Genomic DNA, 19382 nt, shown 5'->3' with positions numbered 1-19382 from the left:
CCCTGCCCGGCCCGCCATGCGGCTGCAGCACACGCAGCTACGCGCTCACCTCACCATGCGGCGCAGGCTCTAAGATCGGGATTCCGCCGCACGAGGAGTTCCGATGCCCCGCAAGATCCTGTTGTGCCTGGCCACGACGCTGGCCCTGGCCGGCTGCAAACGCGAACCCGCCGATGCGCCCAGCGCGCCTGCCGCGCAGACGCCGACCGAGAGCGCGCCCAGCGCGCCGGTCAGCCGCCACACCTTCTCCCCGGACATGACCGCCGGCGACTTCGCCGAACTGGTCAAGACACTGGCGTCGGACGACTTCGAAGGCCGCGGCCCGGGGACGCCCGGCGAAGAAAAGACCGTGACCTACATTCGCGACCAGATGCAGCGCATCGGGCTGCAGCCCGGCAATGGCGACAGCTGGTTCCAGGAGGTGCCGATGGTGGAAACCACCGCCGATGCATCCACCGCCCCCAGCCTGCGCAGCGGCGAGCAGACCCGCACCCTCGCCTTCGGCACCGACATCGTGGTCGGCACCCGCACCGGGCAAGCCGAGGTCAAGCTGGACAACAGCGAGCTGGTGTTCGTCGGCTACGGCGTGGATGCGCCCGAGCAGCAGTGGAACGACTACGCCGGCCAGGAATGGAAGGGCAAGACGGTGGTGATGTTCGTCAACGACCCGGGCTTCCATACCGACGATGCCAAGTTGTTCGACGGCAAGCGCATGACCTACTACGGGCGCTGGACCTACAAGTTCGAAGAAGCCGCACGCAAGGGCGCGGCTGCGGCGTTGATCGTGCACGACACACCCGGTGCCAGCTATGGCTGGGACGTGGTGAAAAATTCCTGGTCCGGCCCGCAATACGACTTGCCGGCCAAGGACGACCCCGACCCGCGCCTGCCGGTGCAGGGCTGGATCAGCGCCGAGACCGCCAGGCAATTGTTCGCCAATGCCGGTCTGGACCTGGCGCAGGCCTACAAGGATGCCAGCAAGCGCGGCTTCAAGCCGGTGCCGTTGAAGGCCAGCTGGTCGGTCGACCTCAAGAGCACGATCGCGGCGAAGACTTCGCGCAATGTGGTCGGCGTGCTGCCGGGCACCAGCCACGCCGACGAGGCGGTGCTGTACATGGCGCATTGGGACCACCTGGGCAAGCATCCGGGCGAAAGCGGCGACAACATCTACAACGGCGCGGTGGACAACGCCACCGGCGTGGCCGGCATCCTGGAAATCGCCGACGCATTCGCCCATCAAGACCCCAAGCCGGCGCGCTCGGTGGTGTTCCTGGCGGTGACGCTGGAAGAATCCGGCCTGCTGGGTTCCAAATACTACGTGGCCAACCCGAGCTTCCCGCTGGACAAGATCGCGGCGGTGATCAACCTGGATGCGATGTCGGTGGCCGGGCGCGCCCGCGATGTCACCGTGGTGGGCATGGGCAGCTCGGAGCTGGAGGACATCCTCAAGCCGATCGCGGCAATGCAGGGGCGCACCCTGCACGCAGAAGCCACCCCGCAAAACGGCTCGTATTTCCGTTCGGATCACTTCAACTTCGCCAAGGCCGGCGTGCCGGCATTGTATGCCGATGGCGGCGAAGACCTGCGCGAGGGCGGTACTGCCGCCGGACGTGCCGCGGCCGAGGACTACGGACGCCACCGCTACCACGCGCCCGGCGACGAATACGACGCCGCCACATGGAAGCTCGATGGCACCATCGAAGATCTGCAGGTGGTCTATGGCGTGGGCAAGGAAGTGGCCGCTGACGAGCGTTGGCCCAACTGGTACCCCGGCAATCCGTTCAAGGCCGCGCGCGATCGCATGATGGCCGGCAGGCCTGGCACAAGTGCGGCGGCCGCGCAGCCGGCCGACGCTGCCAGCACGGCCACGCAGACGAACACGGCCAAGCCCCGACGCTGAGGCTTGCCGATCCATCGCTGCCACACGGTGTCGCAGCGACGCACCAGTGCTCTGGTTCGCGCCGCCATCGGTGAGAATCTTCTGTTAGGCAAAAGGTCTCCCATCGGAGGCCTTCGCGTTGCTGCGTCATGTGAGGCACCTGGCCAATCGCCAGGCAACATCACTGAGCTACGATCTTGCGCGATCGGTTGCTTGCTGCACTGACGCTCCATGTCGGCCCAGGGAGCGGCAGCGTGACCATGCTGCGAGCGTCCTCTGCATGCTCGATCTGCCCTAGCCGCCTGGCAGGCGAACATGACGTGCGCCAACTCAATCGTTATCCACGCTCACCACGTGACCGTCTTCCGGATCCACGTGCAGTTCGACCTTCTGCCCGTTGCGCTTGGCATCGGCCTTCCACAGGCCATCGGTGAACTTGAGGTCGTGCACATCGGCATAGCCGCCGGTAGACAGGGATGCGCGAACGTCGGCTTCGCTGAGCTTGGAGGTGGTCTGGTCGCCGTAGACGCGGCCAGTCACCGGATCGATGTGCACGTCCACGTCCTTGCCGTCGCCGCTACGCGCGTCTGCCGTCCAGACGCCGTGCTCGAACTTGACGTCGTGCACCTTGGTGTAGCCCTTTGCGGTGAGCATGCTGGTGACCTCACCGGAGGTGAGCGCCTTGGCCGGCTTGTCGGCCGCCTGTGCCAACGTACCCTGCAACAGCAAGGCAAGGGCGCCGATCAGTGCGGTCTTCATCAATCGCTGTGTCATGGGAATGCTCCTGCAGTGAAGTGCGCTCATGCTGGAGGGCGGCCTATCGCCATCAGGTGAAAAGGCCCGAGCGGCCGCGACGAAAGTTCAGTTAGCTGAAATGCGCAGCTGCCAATTCACCTGCGCTGCACGCGTTGTTTACATCCAAACGGCTGTTGCGGCCGAGCACGCATGGATGTAGCCATCCAAGATGGAAATCGCAGCAGTCCGCGTGTGCATCCCATCGTGCCAAGGCTGTGTGCCCGGGCGCGCTGCGTGCATAAAACAAAGCCGCCTTACGGCGGCTTGTTTGGCATCAGCGTGTCGTGCGTGCAACGGATACGCTTGTTGCCGAGGTCGATGCAGCGGAAGTGCGCGCTGCTGCAGCAGCGACCGGTGCACGCGTGGCCAGTGCGGCCTGCGGCGACAGGATCGCCATCTGCGGCTTGTCGGTGCCGTCCTTGTTGGGGTGCACGCTGTACGCGTAGCTGAGGTTCCACCACGAACCGGCCGCCCACCAGGTCCAACCCAGCCACACATCTGCATTGGTTTCCATATGGGACAACATGCCTTGCAGCGCCTGGTTGCACACCGCATTGTTGGCGGTGCCGAATTCGGCCAGAAAGCCGCGCTTGCGGTTGGTGCGCAGCCACTGCGTGAAGTTGCGCAGGCGCTCGGCGCCAATGGTGCTGCTGACACACGTGCTGCTGGTGCCGCTGGAATCGGCATCCAGATACTGATGCACTTCGAAGGCGTAGCGATCGAGCGGGTCGTAGATGGACGTCAGCGCGGTGGCGTTGGAGTAGCCATCGTTGGTGGTGGAATACCAACTGTGCGCGCCGGTCCACAATGCGCCGGGCACCAGAATCAGGTTATTGGCACCGGTCCTGCGGATGGCATCGATGGCGGCCTGCGCTGCGCCGGCCCATTCGCTGGCCGAAATATTGTTGGGCTCATTCATCAGCCCGAACATCACCGCGTTGTCGCTGTTGAACACCAGTGCGAGACGACGCCATAGATCGGTGAACGTTGCCACCGGTACTTCCGGGCTGCCGATCTTGTAGCCGTAATACTTGGCGTAGTTATGGATATCGATGACCAGATACATGCCGGCTGCCTTGGCGCGTGCCACGGCCTGTTGCAGCAACGCGAGTTGGGCCGGATCCAGTTCGCCGCCCGCGGTGGGCTGCAGCCGTTCCCACAGGATCGGCAGGCGGATGGTATTCATGCCGACACCGGCGAAATAGGTGTAATCGCTGGCCGCGGCGTACATATAGTCATTGTTGAGGACTCCGGGCTTTTTGGAAGATGCGTATTCGGCACCGGACAGATTGACGCCGGCATAGGTGAGCGCGCGCGTCTGCGCGTGGGCCAACGGCAGGCTGCCAAACACGATGAAAAGCAGCGTGGAGCGCAGTAGCGTGCGCAACGAAAAACAGACAGCGGACATGACACAACTCCTCAGACGGGGGGAGATGCAGCCAAGTGCGTGCGCGTTGCGCGCGATGCGCTGCATCCGTCTGAATCAATGCATCAGCCGTGCCCAAATGCTGCGTGTCGTCGATCCAGCGCCGATATGCGAACTGCATCGCAGTCACACTCTGCAAGGCGCGTTGTCGAGATTTATAGGCCGCACAAAAGCGCGTGATATCACCCGATATTTGCGTCAGTGCGGCATGCGCTCTTCCACGCTGTCGATTTTGCGTCGTATGGAAGCGCCTGCCGTCAGTTGCATGGCGTCATGTCCATGACGTTATGCCGCATTGAAACTGCCACCTAGACTGCAGGCATAGGCTGCCTCAATCCCTTCCGAGAAAAGACGGGCAGAGCGGCCAATCGCGGTAAGGCTCAGCCCGGTAGAACGCGCGTGCTCGCTACCGTCTAGAAACGTGATCTGCGTGGCGACGATGCCTGCTGCGCCCGCGCGCGTCTGCCGTTGCGAACAGCAGCCAAAGCACCGGCGTGCAAGCGTCAGGCGGGCGCGGCGGGCGTTGGCGTGGACCACCTGCGTTGTGCTTTGCGCGCCATTCGCGCCTGCCTGACGACAACTCGCTACGTGCGTCGGTCGCGTTTAATCGGTAATCCGGCGCGCACGCGCGCTCAATATCGACATCTGCGGCTTGTCGCGCCCATGCGCATCCGGTTGCACGTTGAACGGATACGCCGCGCTCAACCACGCGCCTGCCGCCCACCAGGACCAGCCGATCCACACATCGCTGTTGGATTCCATGTAGCCCAGCATGCCGTTGAGCGCGAGATTGCAGGTGACCGTATTGCCGGTGCCGAATTCGCCGAGAAAGCCGCGCTTTTTGTTCAAACGCAGCCATTCGGTGAAGCTGCGCAGCCGTTCGACCCCGACCGTGGCGCTGACGCAACCGCCGCTGGTGCCGCTGGTGCCGCTGGAATCGGCATCCAGATATTGATGCGCTTCGATGGCATACCGATTGAGCGGGTCGCGAATGGATGCCATCGCCACTGCATTGGATTGCCCGGCCACCGTGGAGTACCAGCTATGCGCGCCTGTCCATAACGCACCCGGCACCAGAATCAGATTGTTCGCGCCGGTCTTGCGAATGGTGTCGATCGACGCCTGTGCGGCCGTTGCCCACGCCTGCGGATCGATGTCGTAAGGCTCATTCATCAGTCCGAAGATCACGGCGTTGTCGTTCTTGAAGGCGATTGCCAGCCGTCGCCATAGATCGTTGAAGGTGCTGATCGGCACTTTCGTGCTGCCGATGGTGTGGCCGTAATACTTGGCGTAGTTGTGCACATCCACGATCACGTACATTTTTGCCGCCTTGGCGTTGGCGACTGCCTGCCGGATCAACGCCAGCTGGGCCGGATCCAGCTCGCCACCTGTCTTTGGCTGCAGCCGTTCCCACAGGATCGGCAAGCGCACGGTGTTCATGTGCTTGCCGGCGAAGTAGGCATATTCATCGGCCGCCGGATACCGATAGTCGATGTTGAGCACGCCGGGCTTTTGCGAGGATTTGATCTCGGCGCCGGAAAGATTGACGCCTGCATACTTCAGGCCGGTGGCGCTTTGCGCCTGCGCCAGGGGCATGGTGGCCAGCAATAGGAAAGACAGCGCGCGGCAACGCAGCCGGCGCGTATGCGTGGTGAGGGATTTCATGGGGGAACTCCTGAGACTTCTGCGTGCGAAAGAGCTGTGCAAGGACGACGTGCCGAGACGGGCATGAGCTCGTTCGATGTACGACAGCAACGCGTCCATCACCAGACTAGGCGTATGCGCCCGCACAAACTACGGTTGAGAGGGATCAATCGGCCAAGCTGTGCAGTGACACGCAGTTCTTGTGTTAGAGCGCGCACGCATGGCCCGAACGCACCGCACCGTTTGCGCATGCTTCAAACCAGTGGCACACTATGACCTGCGCGATGGCGTGCTGCGCATCGCAGGCGAATGCAGCTGCGTTGCGTGCAAAGCCTCTGCGCTGAAGCGCTTATCTGTTCATCGCGATGGACTGCCTGATTGTCAATGCTGTCGTCGGGCAGTGCCAACCACCGCGGCAGACAGAGCGCAGGTGGCGTGCGCAATCGCGGTGGCGCGATACGGGATGAGATCGCTTGCGCGTCGTCCACGCACTTGGTGCGAGCGCGTTACCTCAGCGCGTCGTCGCGACGGCTGCTGTGCACTGCAGCTTGCACAAGCGCAGGCAAGACATGGCACGCGCTCGATGCCGGGCTGTTGCGCGCCATCGAAGAGCGCACATCGGCAATCGGAAGCATTTGAGCTGGCGCGGGATGGCTTCTGCCTTCTGTGCGACCACCGCGAGCTAGCGGCGGTCTGCTCTTCTGCGAAGCAGACTGCCCTCCAACGCGATGCACGGCAATGGACACAAAAAAAGTGGCCGCAACACAGGTCGCGACCACCTCTGCCTGCCCCGTTGCTTACTTGCCGGCGCGGCGTGCGTACTTGCTCAGGATCGCCATCTGCGGTTTGTCGCTGCCGTCCTTGCCCGGCTGCACGGTGAAGGGGTAGTCCGGCTTCCACCAGGAACCCGCCGCCCACCAGGTCCAGCCCAGCCACACGTCGCTGTTCTTTTCCATGTAGGTCAGCATGCCTTCCAGCGCCTTGTCGCAGACCGGATTGTTGGCCGTGGCGAATTCGCCCAGAAAGCCTTTCTGCTTGTTCTCGCGCAGCCACGAGGTGAAGCCCTGCAGCTTTTCCTGGCCTACCGAATCGCTGGTGCATACCGGCTTGGTGCCGCTGTAGTCTTTATCCAGGTATTGATGCGCCTCGAAGGCCAGGTTGTTGCCCGGGTCCTTGAGGATTTCCAGCGCCTTTGCGTTGGAGACGCCGTAGCTGGTGCTGCGCCAGCTGTGTGCACCGGTGTAGGCGGTGCCCGGCACCAGGATCAGATTCTTCGCGCCGGTCTTGCGGATCGCGTTGATCGCTCCCTGCGCGGCATTGGCCCAGTCGGGTGCGGAAATGCCATTGGGCTCGTTCATCAGCCCGAAGATCACCGCCTTGTCGTCCTTGAACTCCAGCGCCAGCCGGCGCCACAGATCGGCCAACGCGCTGGCCGGCACATCGCTGGTACCGATGCGCTTGCCGCTGTACGTGGCGTAGTTGTGCAGATCCAGGATCAGGTACTGCTTGTTGGCCTTGGCTGCCTCGAGCGACTTCTTGATCAGCCCCAATTGGGCCTGGTCCAGCTGACCATTGAGTTCGGGCTGCACGCGTTCCCACAGGAACGGCAAGCGGATCGTATTCATGCCCTTGCCGGCGAAATAGCTGAAGTCCGAGGCGGCAGGATAGGTGTAGTCCTTGAACAAGGTGCCGGGTTTCTTGCGCGAGTTGAACTCGGCACCGGACAGATTGACGCCAACATACTTCAGGCCGGCGCTTTCCTTCTTCGGCCCGGCGGGCTCCTTGGCCTGGACCAACGGAATGGCAGCAATCAGGGTCAACGCGAGCGCAGCAGTGCGCAAGCGGGACAAGTGCGGGGGGGTGCGGAACATGGAAGCCTCCTTCGGCATCGACGTGGGCGGCCGCGGTGGGAGGGCACGGCCAGCAGAGATGGTGCGCGGCGATCAGCTGCTGCGTGAGCCTAGGGGCTCGCACGTTAGCGCGCCATTCACGCGCATCGCGCGGATTTGATCGTGCACGAACACCTGCAGGGCGCATCATGCCGCTGCGGTAGCGTTCGCAAGAGGGCAGGCAAGACGGACTGTCGCACGAGTGCGACATCTGCCTGTTTTAAGCTACCAGTCCTTCCTTTTTGTCGTTGGCGCTCCTTGCCGATGACGCAACGCCCCGGAGCTTTCCCCATGAGCACAGCCCACGCCTACGCTGCCCAGGCCGCCGATCAACCACTTGCCCCATTCGTGTTCGAACGCCGTGCGCCCGGCCCCAACGACGTGCAGATCGACATCGCCTACTGCGGCGTGTGTCACTCGGACCTGCATACCGCACGCAACGAATGGCACAACACGCTGTACCCCTCGGTGCCCGGCCACGAAATCGTCGGCCGCGTCACGGCGGTGGGCAATGCGGTCACCGGCTTCAAGGTCGGCGACCTGGCCGGTGTTGGCTGCATGGTCGATAGCTGCCGCAGCTGCGCCTCCTGCCAGGAAGGCGAAGAACAGTATTGCGAAGCCGGCTTCACCGGTACCTACAACGGGCCGATGTTCGGCGGCGGCGAGAACACCTACGGCGGCTATTCGGACCATATCGTGGTCGACCAGAAGTACGTGCTGCGCATCACCCACAGCGACAACCTGGCCGCGGTGGCACCGCTGCTGTGCGCCGGCATCACCACCTATTCCCCGCTGGCGCACTGGAAGGTGGGTCCGGGCCAGAAGGTAGGCGTGGTCGGTCTGGGTGGCCTGGGCCACATGGCGGTGAAGATCGCCAAGGCGATGGGCGCCACCGTGGTGCTGTTCACCACCTCCGAAAGCAAGCGCGCCGATGCGCTGCGCCTGGGCGCCAGCGAAGTGGTGATCTCCAAGGACGAAGCGCAGATGGCCGCGCAGTACAACACCCTGGACTTCATCCTCAACACGGTGGCCGCACCGCACAACCTGGACCCGTTCCTCAACGCGCTCAAGCGCGATGGCGCCATGGTGCTGGTCGGCGTGCCGGAGCAGTCGCACCCGTCGCCGGCGGTGTTCAACCTGATCATGAAGCGCCGCACCCTGGCAGGCTCGCTGATCGGCGGCATTCGCCAGACCCAGGAAATGCTGGATTTCTGCGCCAAGCACAACATCGTCTCGGACATCGAAACCATCCGCGCCGACCAGATCAACGCCGCCTACGAGCGCATGCTCAAGAGCGACGTGAAGTACCGCTTCGTGATCGATATGGCGACCTTGGATAAGGCGGCCTGATTCGTTATTGCTTCAGGCTGTAGTGCTGCCGCTTGCGCCGTTATTGGGCGCAAGCGGTCAAGCTTATGTCGATCGCGAAGAAGATTCGGTTTTGTGAGGCTCACGCCGCGGCAGGCCGCGACATCAATGAATTATTTTGCGCCACCTTGAATATCTCAGCTAGCTGCTTCTTTTACGAGTGCTGCTGCAAGATCGCTAGGAGTTTGCGAGAGTGCTGCACGAGTCATGAGGTCGTTTGGTGAAAGCGCAAATCGTCCGTAGTGCTCAAACAGCAGTCCGAACAAGATGGGATTCTGTTGGGAGTGGATGCCCACATCCATGAGCGACTGCGCGGCTCCAAGCAGGTGTGCCCTTAGACTGCTTGGAGCAACGACAGAAACACCTGTCCGGTGGTCCAGAACATGTATTGCGCCAGCGCCAAACAAATCAAGCGTCACCATCAGACTTCAGTCACCCTGCGCGATCGGATAGGGCACAAAAAACCTAACAACAACGTCTTCCACTGCCCCCGACGGCAATTTAAATTGCAAATTGCGCTCTGCGAATATCGGATTCATGACGTGGATTCGAGTCTGCGGCTTAGCATTCCCTACGCCGCAGCCGGCTCCTTGACCTGCGCTTTGACCCCCAGCAATTGCACGATGCTGCCCGCCGCGTCGCGGCCTTCGGCCACTGCAGTCACCACCAGGTCGGCACCGCGCACGCAGTCGCCGCCGGCGAACAGGCGCGGGTTGGTGGTCTGGTAGGGCAGGCGGCCGTTGCCGTCGGCCGGGGCGACGATGCGGCCGTTGCTGCCGGCTTCCACGCCTTGTGAGGCCAACCAGTCGGGCAGGGTGGGCGAGAAGCCGAAGGCGATGATCACCACGTCCGCTTCCAGCAGCGATTCGCTACCTTCCACCGGTACTGCGTTGCGGCGGCCGCTGGCATCGGGCTCGCCTAATTTGGTTTCCACCACGGTCACGCCGATGGCTTCGTCGTCGGCGCCGGATTCGATCGACAGCGGCTGACGATTGAACAAAAAACGCACGCCTTCTTCGCGGGCGTTGGCGACCTCGCGTGCGGAGCCGGGCATGCTGGCTTCGTCGCGGCGATAGGCGCAGGTGACCTTGGCCGCGCCCAGGCGAATGGCGCTGCGCACGCAGTCCATGCCGGTGTCGCCGCCGCCCAGCACCACCACGCGCTTGCCGGTGAGGTCGGGCAGGGCGAGCTGGTCTTCCCAGCCGGCGATCGGCCGGCCGTGCGGGTCGTTGCCGCTGACGATGCGGCTGTTCTGCACCAGGAACGGCAGCGCCGGCAGCACGTTCTTCAGGTCCTGCCCGGGCAGGCCGCCGTCGGTGTAGCGATAGGCGCCGGTGCCGAGGAAGACGGCGTCGTACTCGGCCAACAGTTGTTCGATGCTGATGTCCTTGCCGATCTCCACGCCCAGGCGGAACTGCACGCCCATGCCTTCAAGGATCTCGCGGCGCTTGCCGATCACCGACTTGTCCAGCTTGAAGCTGGGGATGCCGAACTGCAGCAGGCCGCCGATCTGCTCGTAGCGGTCGTACACCACCGCTTCGATACCGGCGCGCGCCAGCCGGTCGGCGCAGGCCAGGCCGGCCGGGCCGGCGCCGATCACCGCCACGCGGTGGCCGCTGGGCTGCACGTTGCCCAGGTCCGGACGCCAGCCCATCTTGAAGGCGGTGTCGACGATGTACTTCTCCACCGCACCGATGGTGACCGCGCCGAATTCTTCCAGCGTGCAGCTGCCTTCGCACAGGCGGTCCTGCGGACACACGCGTCCGCACACTTCCGGCAGCGGGTTGGTGGAATGGCACAGCGCGGCGGCTTCTTCGATGCGGTTTTCCTGCACCAGCTGCAGCCACTGCGGAATGGCGTTGTGCACCGGGCATTTCCAGCTGCAATACGGATTACCGCAGTCCAGGCAACGGCCGGCCTGGTATTGCGCGTCGGCCTTGTCGAACCTGCCGTACAACTCGCCCCAGTCGCCGGACGTGCGCAGTTCCACCGGAATGCGCGTGGGCATGGTCCGTGGCAGGTCGAGGAATTGGAAGGCTTGTTTGCGGCTCATAGGCGCTGGGAATCGAGAATGGGGAATGGAGAATCGGAAAAGCGGGTCGCGACGAACGGGAAGAGGGTCGGGGAACCGGTTTTACAATTCCCGATTCCCCATTCTCGATTCCCGGCGGCGGCTACGCCGCCCGCCTGAGCGACTCCGTCAGCGACTCGATGCTGGCGGCCTTGGGTTTGACCAGCCAGAACTTGCCGATGTAGTCGCGGAATTCGTCCAGGATCTGCTGCGCCCAGATGCTGCCGGTGAGTTCGCGGTGGCGGCTGATCAAGGTGTGCAGGTGCTGGCGATGGTTCTCGAAACCTTCGGCCGAGACGCGGTGGATGTCGATCAACTCGTGGTTGTAGCGGTCCACGAAGTCGCGCTCGATATCCAGCACGTAGGCCAGCCCGCCGGTGAAGCCGGCGCCGAAGTTCAGGCCGACCTTGCCCAGCACCAGCACCACCCCGTCGGTCATGTATTCGCAGCAGTGGTCGCCGGCGCCTTCCACCACCGCCAGTGCGCCGGAGTTGCGCACCGCAAAGCGCTCGCCGGCGCGGCCGGCGGCGAACAGCTCGCCGCCGGTGGCGCCATACAGGCAGGTGTTGCCGACGATCGGCGTGTTGCGTGCCTCGAAGCGCGCGCCGCGTGGCGGACGCACCACCAGGCGGCCGCCGGCCATGCCCTTGCCGACGTAGTCGTTGGCTTCGCCTTCCAACTCCAGCTGCAGGCCACCGGCGTTGAACGCGCCGAAGCTCTGCCCGGCGGTGCCGCGGAAGCGCAGATTCAACGGCGCATCGCTCATGCCGTGGTTGCCGTGCGCGCGTGCGATGGCGCCGGACAGGCGCGCGCCGATCGAGCGGTCGGTGTTGTGGATCAGGAAGCGATGGTCGCCGCCGCGCTTGTTGGCGATCGCATCGGCGAGCAGGCCGTCCATCTGCGTGGCCAGGCTGTCGGGCGATTCGTACAGGCGTTGGGCCGCGCAGTGACTGCCGTCGTACTGCGCATGCGTGAGCAGGCGCGACAGGTCGACCTTGACGCCCGGGCGCGGCGAGACGTCCAGCTGTTCCAGCAGGTCGGTGCGGCCGACGATCTCGTCCAGCGAGCGCACACCCAGATACGACAGCCACTGGCGCACTTCTTCGGCCAGCAGGCGGAAGAAGTGTTCCACCCGTTCCGGCAGGCCGGTGAAATAGCCGGCGCGCAGGCGCTCGTCCTGGGTGGCCACGCCGGTGGCGCAGTTGTTGAGGTGGCAGATGCGCAGGTATTTGCAGCCCAGCACGATCATCGGCGCGGTGCCGAAGCCGAAGCTGTCGGCACCGAGCAGCGCGGCCTTGACCACGTCCAGGCCGGTCTTCAGGCCGCCATCGGTCTGCAGGATGGTGCGCTCGCGCAGGTCGTTGGCAACCAGCGCCTGGTGCGACTCGGCCACGCCCAGTTCCCACGGCACGCCGGCATAGCGGATCGAACTGACCGGGCTGGCACCGGTGCCGCCGTCATGGCCGGACACGGTGATCAGATCGGCGCCAGCCTTGACCACGCCGGCGGCAATCGTGCCGACGCCGGCATGTGCCACCAGCTTCACCGACACCAGCGCGGTCGGGTTGACTTGCTTGAGGTCGTAGATCAGCTGGGCCAGGTCTTCGATCGAATAGATGTCGTGATGCGGTGGCGGGCTGATCAGGCCGATGCCGGGCTTGGCGTAGCGCAGCCGGGCAATCAGCTCGTTGACCTTGTGGCCGGGCAGCTGACCGCCTTCGCCGGGCTTGGCACCCTGGGCGACCTTGATCTGCAGCACTTCGGCGTTGACCAGATATTCGGGAGTGACACCGAAGCGGCCGGAGGCCACCTGCTTGATCTTGGAGCGCTTCTCGGTGCCGTAGCGGGCCGGATCCTCGCCGCCTTCGCCGGAATTGCTGCGCCCGCCCAGGCGGTTCATCGCGATCGCCAGCGCTTCGTGCGCTTCCGGCGACAACGCGCCCAGGCTGATGGCGGCGCTGTCGAACCGTCGCAGCACGTCCTCGGCCGGTGCCACGTCATCCAGCGGAGTGGGGGTGTCGGCGCGCTTGAGCTGCACCAGGTCGCGCAGCGTGGAGGCCGGGCGCGCATGCACCGCGTCCACGTACTTCTGCCAGTCGCCGGCATCGCCGGTACGGGTGGCACGCTGCAGCGTCATGACCACGTCGGGGTTGTACATGTGGTACTCGCCGCCGTGCACGTACTTGAGCAGGCCGCCCACCTCCGGCTTGAGTTGGTCGTTCCAGGCACGCACGGTCAGCTCGCGCGCCTCGGTGTCCAGCCGCGCCAGGTCCACGCCGCCGATGCGCGCCGGGGTGTCGGCAAAGCACAGGTCCACCACGTCCGGGTCCAGCCCGACGATCTCGAACAGCTGCGCGCCGCGGTAGCTGGCGATGGTGCAGATGCCCATCTTGGAGATGATCTTGGACAGGCCCTTGTAGATGCCCTTGCGGTAGCGGCGGCCGATCTGCGACTGCTCGCCGCCCTTGCTCAGCTGCAGGATGCCGCGCCGGCCCAGGTCGAACAGGGTCTGGTAGGCCAGGTACGGATACACCGCGGTGGCGCCGACGCCGAGCAGGCAGGCCATGTGGTGCGGGTCGCGCGCGGTGCCGGTCTCGATGATCAGGTTGACGTCGCAGCGCAGGCCCACCTTGCACAGGTGGTGATGCACCGCGCCGGTGGCCAGCAGCGCATGCGCCATCGGCCGGTCCGGCACCGGGTAGCGGTCGGACAGCAGCAGCATCACCGCACCGGCGCGCGCTGCGGCTTCCACCTCCTGGCAGATGCGCTCCAACCCGGCCTTGAGGCCTTCTTCCAGGCTATAGGACAGGTCGATCAGGCGGTTGCGCTCGACGTACTGCTCCATCTTCAGCAGCTGGCGCAGTTTGCGCTGGCTGAGCACCGGCGAATTGAGGATGACGTGGTTCACCGTCTCCGCACCGGCGTGGAAGATGTTGGTCTCCTTGCCAAGCTGTGTGGTGAGCGACATCGCGATGCCTTCGCGCAGCGGGTCGATCGGCGGGTTGGTGACCTGCGCGAACGCCTGGCGGAAGTAGTCGTACAACGGCCGGGTCTGACGGCTGAGCACCGCCATCGGGGTGTCGTCGCCCATCGAGCCGGTGGCTTCCTGCTCGGTTTCGGCCAGCGGGCGCAGCACCTGTTCCACTTCCTCGGTGCTGAGCTGGAACAGCTTGTGATAGCTGCGCAGGGTCTGCTCGCTGAAGGGCTCCTCCACCAGCGAGGGGTCGATCAATTCGGTCTGCAGATAGGTCACGCCCTGCTGCAGCCATTGCTTGTACGGGGCGCGCGCACGGTTGATGCGGTCGATGGCGTCCGAGTCCAGCAGGTCGCCGCGCTTGAGGTCGATCGCCATCATTTCGCCGGGGCCGAGCTTGCCCTTGCGGGTGATGCGCTCGGCCGGCAGCTCCCACACGCCGGCTTCGGAGGCCACCAGGAAATGGCGGTCGGAGGTCAGCATCCAGCGCGCCGGGCGCAGGCCGTTGCGGTCGAGCATGCACGCCGCATAGCGGCTGTCGCAGGCCACGATACCGGCCGGGCCGTCCCACGGTTCGGTGTTGAGGCCGTAGAACTCGTAGAACGCGGCCAGATCGGCGTCCTTGAACTCCAGCGACTGGGTGGCCGGCGGCACCAGGATGCGCAGCGCCTGCAGCAGGTCCATGCCGCCGGCGATCAGCAGCTCCAGCATGTTGTCCAGGCTCTGCGAATCGGAGCCGTGCATGGAGATCACCGGATCGAACTGCGCGATGTCGAAGCGCGGTGTCTGCCATACCCTGCTGCGCGCCTGCGCCCAGCGCCGGTTGCCTTCGATGGTGTTGATTTCCCCGTTGTGCGCGAGCAGCCGGAACGGATGCGCCAGCGGCCAGCGCGGCAGCGTGTTGGTGGAAAAACGCTGGTGGAAGACAATTGCGCTGGATGAGAGGTCGCTGCGCTGCAGGTCCGGGTAGAACGTGCTCAGCTTGTCCGGCAGCACCATGCCCTTGTAGCTGATGCCGTTGGGCGAGAGGGTGGTGACGTAGAAATTTTCGACCGCATGCAGCGCCTGCTCGGCGCGCCGGCGCGCCAGGAACAGCGCCAGGGTGAAGCCGTCTTCGGTCTGTTCGGCACCGGCATCGACAAAGACCTGTTCGATACGCGGCAAGGTATCGCGTGCCAGCTGGCCGCACACGCTGTCATCGGTGGGCACCACGCGCCAGCCGCGCAAGTGCACGCCGGCGCTGTGCAGCTGCGCTTCCAGTTCGGCCCGACATCGCGCGGCATCGGCTTCGTCCAGCGGCAGGAACACCACCCCGGCTGCGTAGCGCGTGCCCAGGGCGATGCCGGCATCACGCGCCAGCCCGCGCAAGAACGCATCGGGTTTGCGAATCAGCAGGCCGCAGCCATCGCCGGTGAGCCCGTCGGCGGCGACACCGCCGCGGTGGGTCATGCGCGAGAGCGCCGCAATCGCGGTATCCACCAGCGCGCGGGAAGGTTGGTCGTCCAACTGGGCGACCATGCCAAAACCACAGGCATCGCGCTCATCGCGCATGCTGTTGTAGAGACCGTCGTCGTTGAGCCCTTGGCGAGTGCGGGGGGCCATGTCTGCCTCTTTGCGATCTTAGGAGAGCGGCGACGACGTTGCAGCGCTCGATCCGTGGAGCGTTCGAAGAGGTCACCGGATGATCGACTAGACCACAGTTGATGCGGTGCCGCAATACACCGTTACAGCTGCAACGAGAACCATTGCAATCCCTTGTGCCAGCAGGCTTGGCGCCGGTCTTGCGACAGGCGCCAACGCCGTCTCAGCCGCAGCGCACCGAGCTGATCACGTTCTTGGCGTCCACTTCCAGATTGAGCCGTTCGCCATTGAATTCCATGGTGGTCATCTGGCCGGGTTTGAGCACACGCACCGACTTGGCGCCGGCGTCGCTGCGTGCCTGTTCGCCCACCGCATCGGTCAACGGCTGGCCCACCAGCGATTGCACCTGGGTGGCATCGCAGCTGCCGATCGGCGGCGCTTCCGGCGCCGCATCCGGTGCGGGCGCAGCGGCTTGTTCGGCCGCGTGCTGGGCATTGGCGGTGACGGCTTCCTGCTCATCGGGTTGCGGTTTGTTGCAGGCAGTCAATGCAGTCAGCACAACCAGGGTGCAAGCCAGGCGGGCAATAGGCAGGACAGCGCGCATCGATGACTCCAGCAAAGGGGGACGCGCAAGCATAAGCACAAAGTCACGCGACGGGCATGGCTTGCGCACACGGCGTTGTCGCTGCGTTGACGCAGCCTAGTCCTGCTGCACCTAACAATCGCGGCCAGTCCTTCGACCTGTGCGCAATGAAAGCCAAACGTGTTCTTCGCAATGCCACAGTGGCCGCCAGTACGGTCGGCAAGCTCGCGGCGGTCGCCACCGGCGCGGCGGTCGCCACGGCCGCCGTTGCAAGCGCGGCAGCGGTGGCGCAGGCCAAGGCGACCGCGCGTGCGGCCGGGCTGACCTATGTCAACGATCAACAGCCCGGCATCAGCCGCCGCAAGGCCGGCAAGAGCTTCAGTTACCGCGATGCCGACGGGCAACGCATTGCCGATGCCGAGACCTTGCAGCGCATCCGTTCGCTGGCGATTCCGCCGGCCTATACCGAAGTGTGGATCTGCGCCAAGCCCAATGGCCATCTGCAGGCCACCGGGCGCGATGCGCGGCGGCGCAAGCAATACCGCTACCACGCCGACTGGGCGCAGGTACGCGGCGAGGGCAAGTTCGAACGCGTGATCGCCTTCGGTACCGCGCTGCCCAAACTGCGGCGGCGGTTGCGTCGCGATCTGCTGCTGTCGGGATTTCCACGCGAAAAGGTGCTGGCGATCGTGGTGGCGTTGCTGGCCGACACCCTGGTGCGCGTCGGCAATGCCGAATACGCACGCAGCAATCGCTCGTACGGACTGACCACCCTGCGCAACCGGCATATGGAATTTCTGAAAGGCGGCCGCGCGCGGCTGAAGTTCCGCGGCAAGAGCGGCCAGGACCACGATATCGAAGTGGACGACAAGCAGCTGGTCAAACTGATCCGGCAATGCCAGCAGCTGCCGGGGCAATCGCTGTTCCAGTACCGCGACGACGATGGCCAGTTGCAGCCGGTGGATTCGGGTGAGGTCAACGACTATCTACGCGAGGCGATGGGCGAAGACTTCACCGCCAAGGATTTCCGCACCTGGGGCGGCACCTTGGCTGCACTGCAGCGGCTGGCACGCCTGCCATTGCCCGAGCGCAGCAGCGAACGCGCGCTGAAGCAGGTGCAGAACGATGTCATCCGTGAGGTGGCCGATGCCTTGGGCAACACGCCCTCGGTGTGTCGCAAGGCCTACATCGACCCATGCGTCTTCGAAGGCTGGCGTGCGGGCCAGCTGCAGGCCATGGCCACCGGTGTGCGTGGCGAGCGCCAGTGGGAGGCGGCCACGCTGAAGTTCTTGAGCGCTTCGCGTAGCAAGCTCAAGACACAGGCGAAGTCTGTGGCAAGGCGCAAGTCGGCGTAAGCGCCCGAGGCTGACACGCCACGGCATTCGCCACAGCCAAGGGGTCGGCGTGCGCGGGCATCACGTACCGCGCGCACGCCAGTTCCTGCGCGTCGCTCATGTCCGCCTGGCGACGATCAGCGACGCGGTGTCAACCACTCCAGGTGGCCGTCTCGGGACGCAGACAGCAGCGCGTGCCGTACCGAATCCCGAATGTCGATTCCCCAACCCGAATCTTCAGCCGCAATAGATTGCAGTGATGCTGTTGTTCGGGCCGGTTTCGATGGTGAGCTGATCGCCGCCGCTTTCGCTGGCGCCCTGGGCCGGGTCGGCCAGGCCGCTGGCGGTGGTGCCGCCGGTTGCGCGCTCGCCGCGACGGACGATGACCGTCTGGCTGTCGCTATCCACGCGCGCACGTTCGATGGTCTGCGCGGCTGCCGCCAGACCCACCGCACCACGCACCTTGTCGCTATGGCACTGGCCGGAGATGGCGCCGTCGATGGGCTGTATCTGCGCGACCTGGTTGGAGGCACAGGCCGACAACAACGCAGCGGCAGCGAGTGGGGCGAGGATACAGATCATCGGGAATCTCCAGGGCAAGAATGCCGCAAGCGTGAAGCTGGCGTTGTCGGGATGGCATGAAGATGCTGCGCCACGCCGTGCGAGAGACAAGCGTCACCTGGTTTGTCGCGTGCCGCCAGCCGGTTCCCCATGGATCGACGATGGGGCACATCGGCGCCGGCTTCTGTGCGGCCTATCCAGGGACGCACTGGAGGTGGTGGCCGAGGACCGCACGGTCGATCTGATGGAAGAGCGGTTCGATGTCGCCATCCGCATCAACCCAGGCCCGGACAGCCGCCTGGTCGGGCGTTGCTTTGCCAAGGAGAGCTTGCACGGGCCATGGCCCTGGCAGCGGCAGACAGACGCTGTTGATAACAGTAGAAGGCGAGAGCAACTCCCGCGTCGCGCCAACGTTGCTGGCGCCAAGATGCGCCAGACGTAAAAACTGTTTTGGAGGACTAAGTGAGAGTCGCGCCCAATGGATGTGGGAAAAGCTGAGAACGAGTAAACCAGCACCGGATAGGAAATCTTCAGGCAAAAGAAAGGCCCCCAAAGGGGCCTCCTGAAGCGCTGATGGCTGCAAGCCCTGTCTACCGCAGGCTTCGACTCCCCTGAAGAGAGCGCCAGTGAATTGAGGACTTCTCCGCTTGACGCAAATCTCGGGCAGTCTTATTGACATCGGAAATTAGGGCCTGGAGATCTTCCTTGGCACGCGCCTTGATGCGTGCAACCTGTGCTAGCAGCTTGGATGTGCCCGTCTTCCTGACTGCTTGGGCCAAGTCGAACTTGTCATCTCTATGGGCGTATGTCTCATGCGGGTCCATAGCCCTAAGAAGCAGAGAGGAACATCGCTCAACATCTTGCTCGACGCATACGTTTGATCGGACTCCTGGCATGCGTCCCGTATGGAGGAGGACTTTGGCTCCACGAAGCGACGCAATGGTGCGAGGAGGGAGCTTCAGGCGTCCTTCCACATCAAAGTCGACTGCATCGTTGCCAGAGCGATCTTCGAGGTCTGGCACAAAGACCATCTGCTCTCTATCCCTGGTTGGAGAGTGCGTAACAGCCGCATGGCGCGTCTTTAGAAAAGAGACTGCGGCTTCTTCATCCATGCCGCGACTACTTGCAAACGAACTAAGCATGGCCCAGTCATCATTCAGTTGCGGGTCGTTAAGGAAGGTCTGATCAACTCACCGCAGATGCGCGACACTATCGCCTTATGTAGAGGATTCATCCATGCAGCTGACGTTCGGTGACGCTGAGGGCTTGGGCAAGCG

The 19382-nt window shown here is 64.3% G+C and carries 12 protein-coding genes and 2 pseudogenes; 4 read left to right on the top strand and 10 right to left on the bottom strand.

Annotation, left to right across the window (positions count from 1 at the left end):
- Window positions 1-103: 103 nt before the first annotated feature.
- Window positions 104-1900, top strand: a complete 1797-nt coding sequence (locus J7360_RS17195; protein WP_209034321.1) for a M28 family metallopeptidase — start codon at window positions 104-106, stop codon at window positions 1898-1900.
- A gap of 309 nt (window positions 1901-2209) precedes the next feature.
- On the opposite strand, the gene J7360_RS17190 is transcribed toward J7360_RS17195, so the two are convergent.
- From J7360_RS17190 to J7360_RS17170, 5 genes and pseudogenes are all read right to left on the bottom strand, one after another.
- Window positions 2210-2653 carry a PepSY domain-containing protein gene (locus tag J7360_RS17190; RefSeq protein ID WP_057661741.1) on the bottom strand — a complete coding sequence of 148 codons (444 nt, stop codon included), beginning with the start codon at window positions 2651-2653 and terminating at the stop codon, window positions 2210-2212.
- Window positions 2654-2948: 295 nt separating this feature from the next.
- Entirely contained in the window at window positions 2949-4082 is a 1134-nt protein-coding gene (locus J7360_RS17185) for a glycoside hydrolase family 5 protein (protein ID WP_057661739.1), read from the bottom strand.
- A 621-nt stretch (window positions 4083-4703) separates the two neighbouring features.
- Window positions 4704-5765, bottom strand: a complete 1062-nt coding sequence (locus J7360_RS17180) for a glycoside hydrolase family 5 protein (RefSeq protein ID WP_057661737.1) — start codon at window positions 5763-5765, stop codon at window positions 4704-4706.
- Between the two features lie 129 nt (window positions 5766-5894).
- Window positions 5895-6098: pseudogene (locus J7360_RS17175) on the bottom strand (hypothetical protein); the annotation flags it as partial.
- A gap of 443 nt (window positions 6099-6541) precedes the next feature.
- On the bottom strand, window positions 6542-7615 hold the full coding sequence (locus J7360_RS17170; RefSeq protein WP_057661735.1) for a glycoside hydrolase family 5 protein: 1074 nt from the start codon (window positions 7613-7615) through the stop codon (window positions 6542-6544).
- A 309-nt stretch (window positions 7616-7924) separates the two neighbouring features.
- On the opposite strand from J7360_RS17170, the gene J7360_RS17165 reads away from it, so the two are divergent.
- A complete protein-coding gene (locus tag J7360_RS17165) occupies window positions 7925-8983 on the top strand; it encodes an NAD(P)-dependent alcohol dehydrogenase (RefSeq protein WP_022557795.1) in 1059 nt (352 codons plus the stop codon).
- A gap of 155 nt (window positions 8984-9138) precedes the next feature.
- Here the strand turns inward: J7360_RS17165 and J7360_RS17160 are convergent, their stop codons facing one another.
- From J7360_RS17160 to J7360_RS17145, 4 genes are all read right to left on the bottom strand, one after another.
- On the bottom strand, window positions 9139-9423 hold the full coding sequence (locus J7360_RS17160; protein ID WP_139792787.1) for a hypothetical protein: 285 nt from the start codon (window positions 9421-9423) through the stop codon (window positions 9139-9141).
- Window positions 9424-9572: 149 nt separating this feature from the next.
- The gene (locus J7360_RS17155) at window positions 9573-11054 is read right to left on the bottom strand and encodes an FAD-dependent oxidoreductase (protein ID WP_022557797.1); all 1482 of its coding nucleotides are present in this window, start codon (window positions 11052-11054) and stop codon (window positions 9573-9575) included.
- A 121-nt stretch (window positions 11055-11175) separates the two neighbouring features.
- Window positions 11176-15648 (bottom strand): glutamate synthase large subunit, encoded by a 4473-nt coding sequence (gene gltB / locus J7360_RS17150; protein ID WP_209034319.1) that lies wholly within the window; start codon window positions 15646-15648, stop codon window positions 11176-11178.
- Between the two features lie 202 nt (window positions 15649-15850).
- Entirely contained in the window at window positions 15851-16231 is a 381-nt protein-coding gene (locus tag J7360_RS17145) for an I78 family peptidase inhibitor (protein WP_022557799.1), read from the bottom strand.
- A 56-nt stretch (window positions 16232-16287) separates the two neighbouring features.
- On the opposite strand from J7360_RS17145, the gene J7360_RS17140 reads away from it, so the two are divergent.
- Window positions 16288-17565 (top strand): DNA topoisomerase IB, encoded by a 1278-nt coding sequence (locus J7360_RS17140; RefSeq protein WP_007973056.1) that lies wholly within the window; start codon window positions 16288-16290, stop codon window positions 17563-17565.
- 216 nt (window positions 17566-17781) lie between these two features.
- On the opposite strand, the gene J7360_RS17135 is transcribed toward J7360_RS17140, so the two are convergent.
- Window positions 17782-18126, bottom strand: a complete 345-nt coding sequence (locus tag J7360_RS17135) for a hypothetical protein (RefSeq protein WP_057661733.1) — start codon at window positions 18124-18126, stop codon at window positions 17782-17784.
- Window positions 18127-18266: 140 nt separating this feature from the next.
- On the opposite strand from J7360_RS17135, the pseudogene J7360_RS17130 reads away from it, so the two are divergent.
- Window positions 18267-18436 (top strand): annotated as a pseudogene (locus J7360_RS17130) (LysR substrate-binding domain-containing protein); the annotation flags it as partial.
- Between the last annotated feature and the right edge of the window lie 946 nt (window positions 18437-19382).

The organism is Xanthomonas sp. D-99 (genome assembly GCF_017746145.1).
Lineage (GTDB): Bacteria > Pseudomonadota > Gammaproteobacteria > Xanthomonadales > Xanthomonadaceae > Xanthomonas > Xanthomonas cissicola.
The sequence above is the reverse complement of the archived record's forward strand: the minus strand, read 5'-3'. Positions and strand labels throughout refer to the sequence as shown.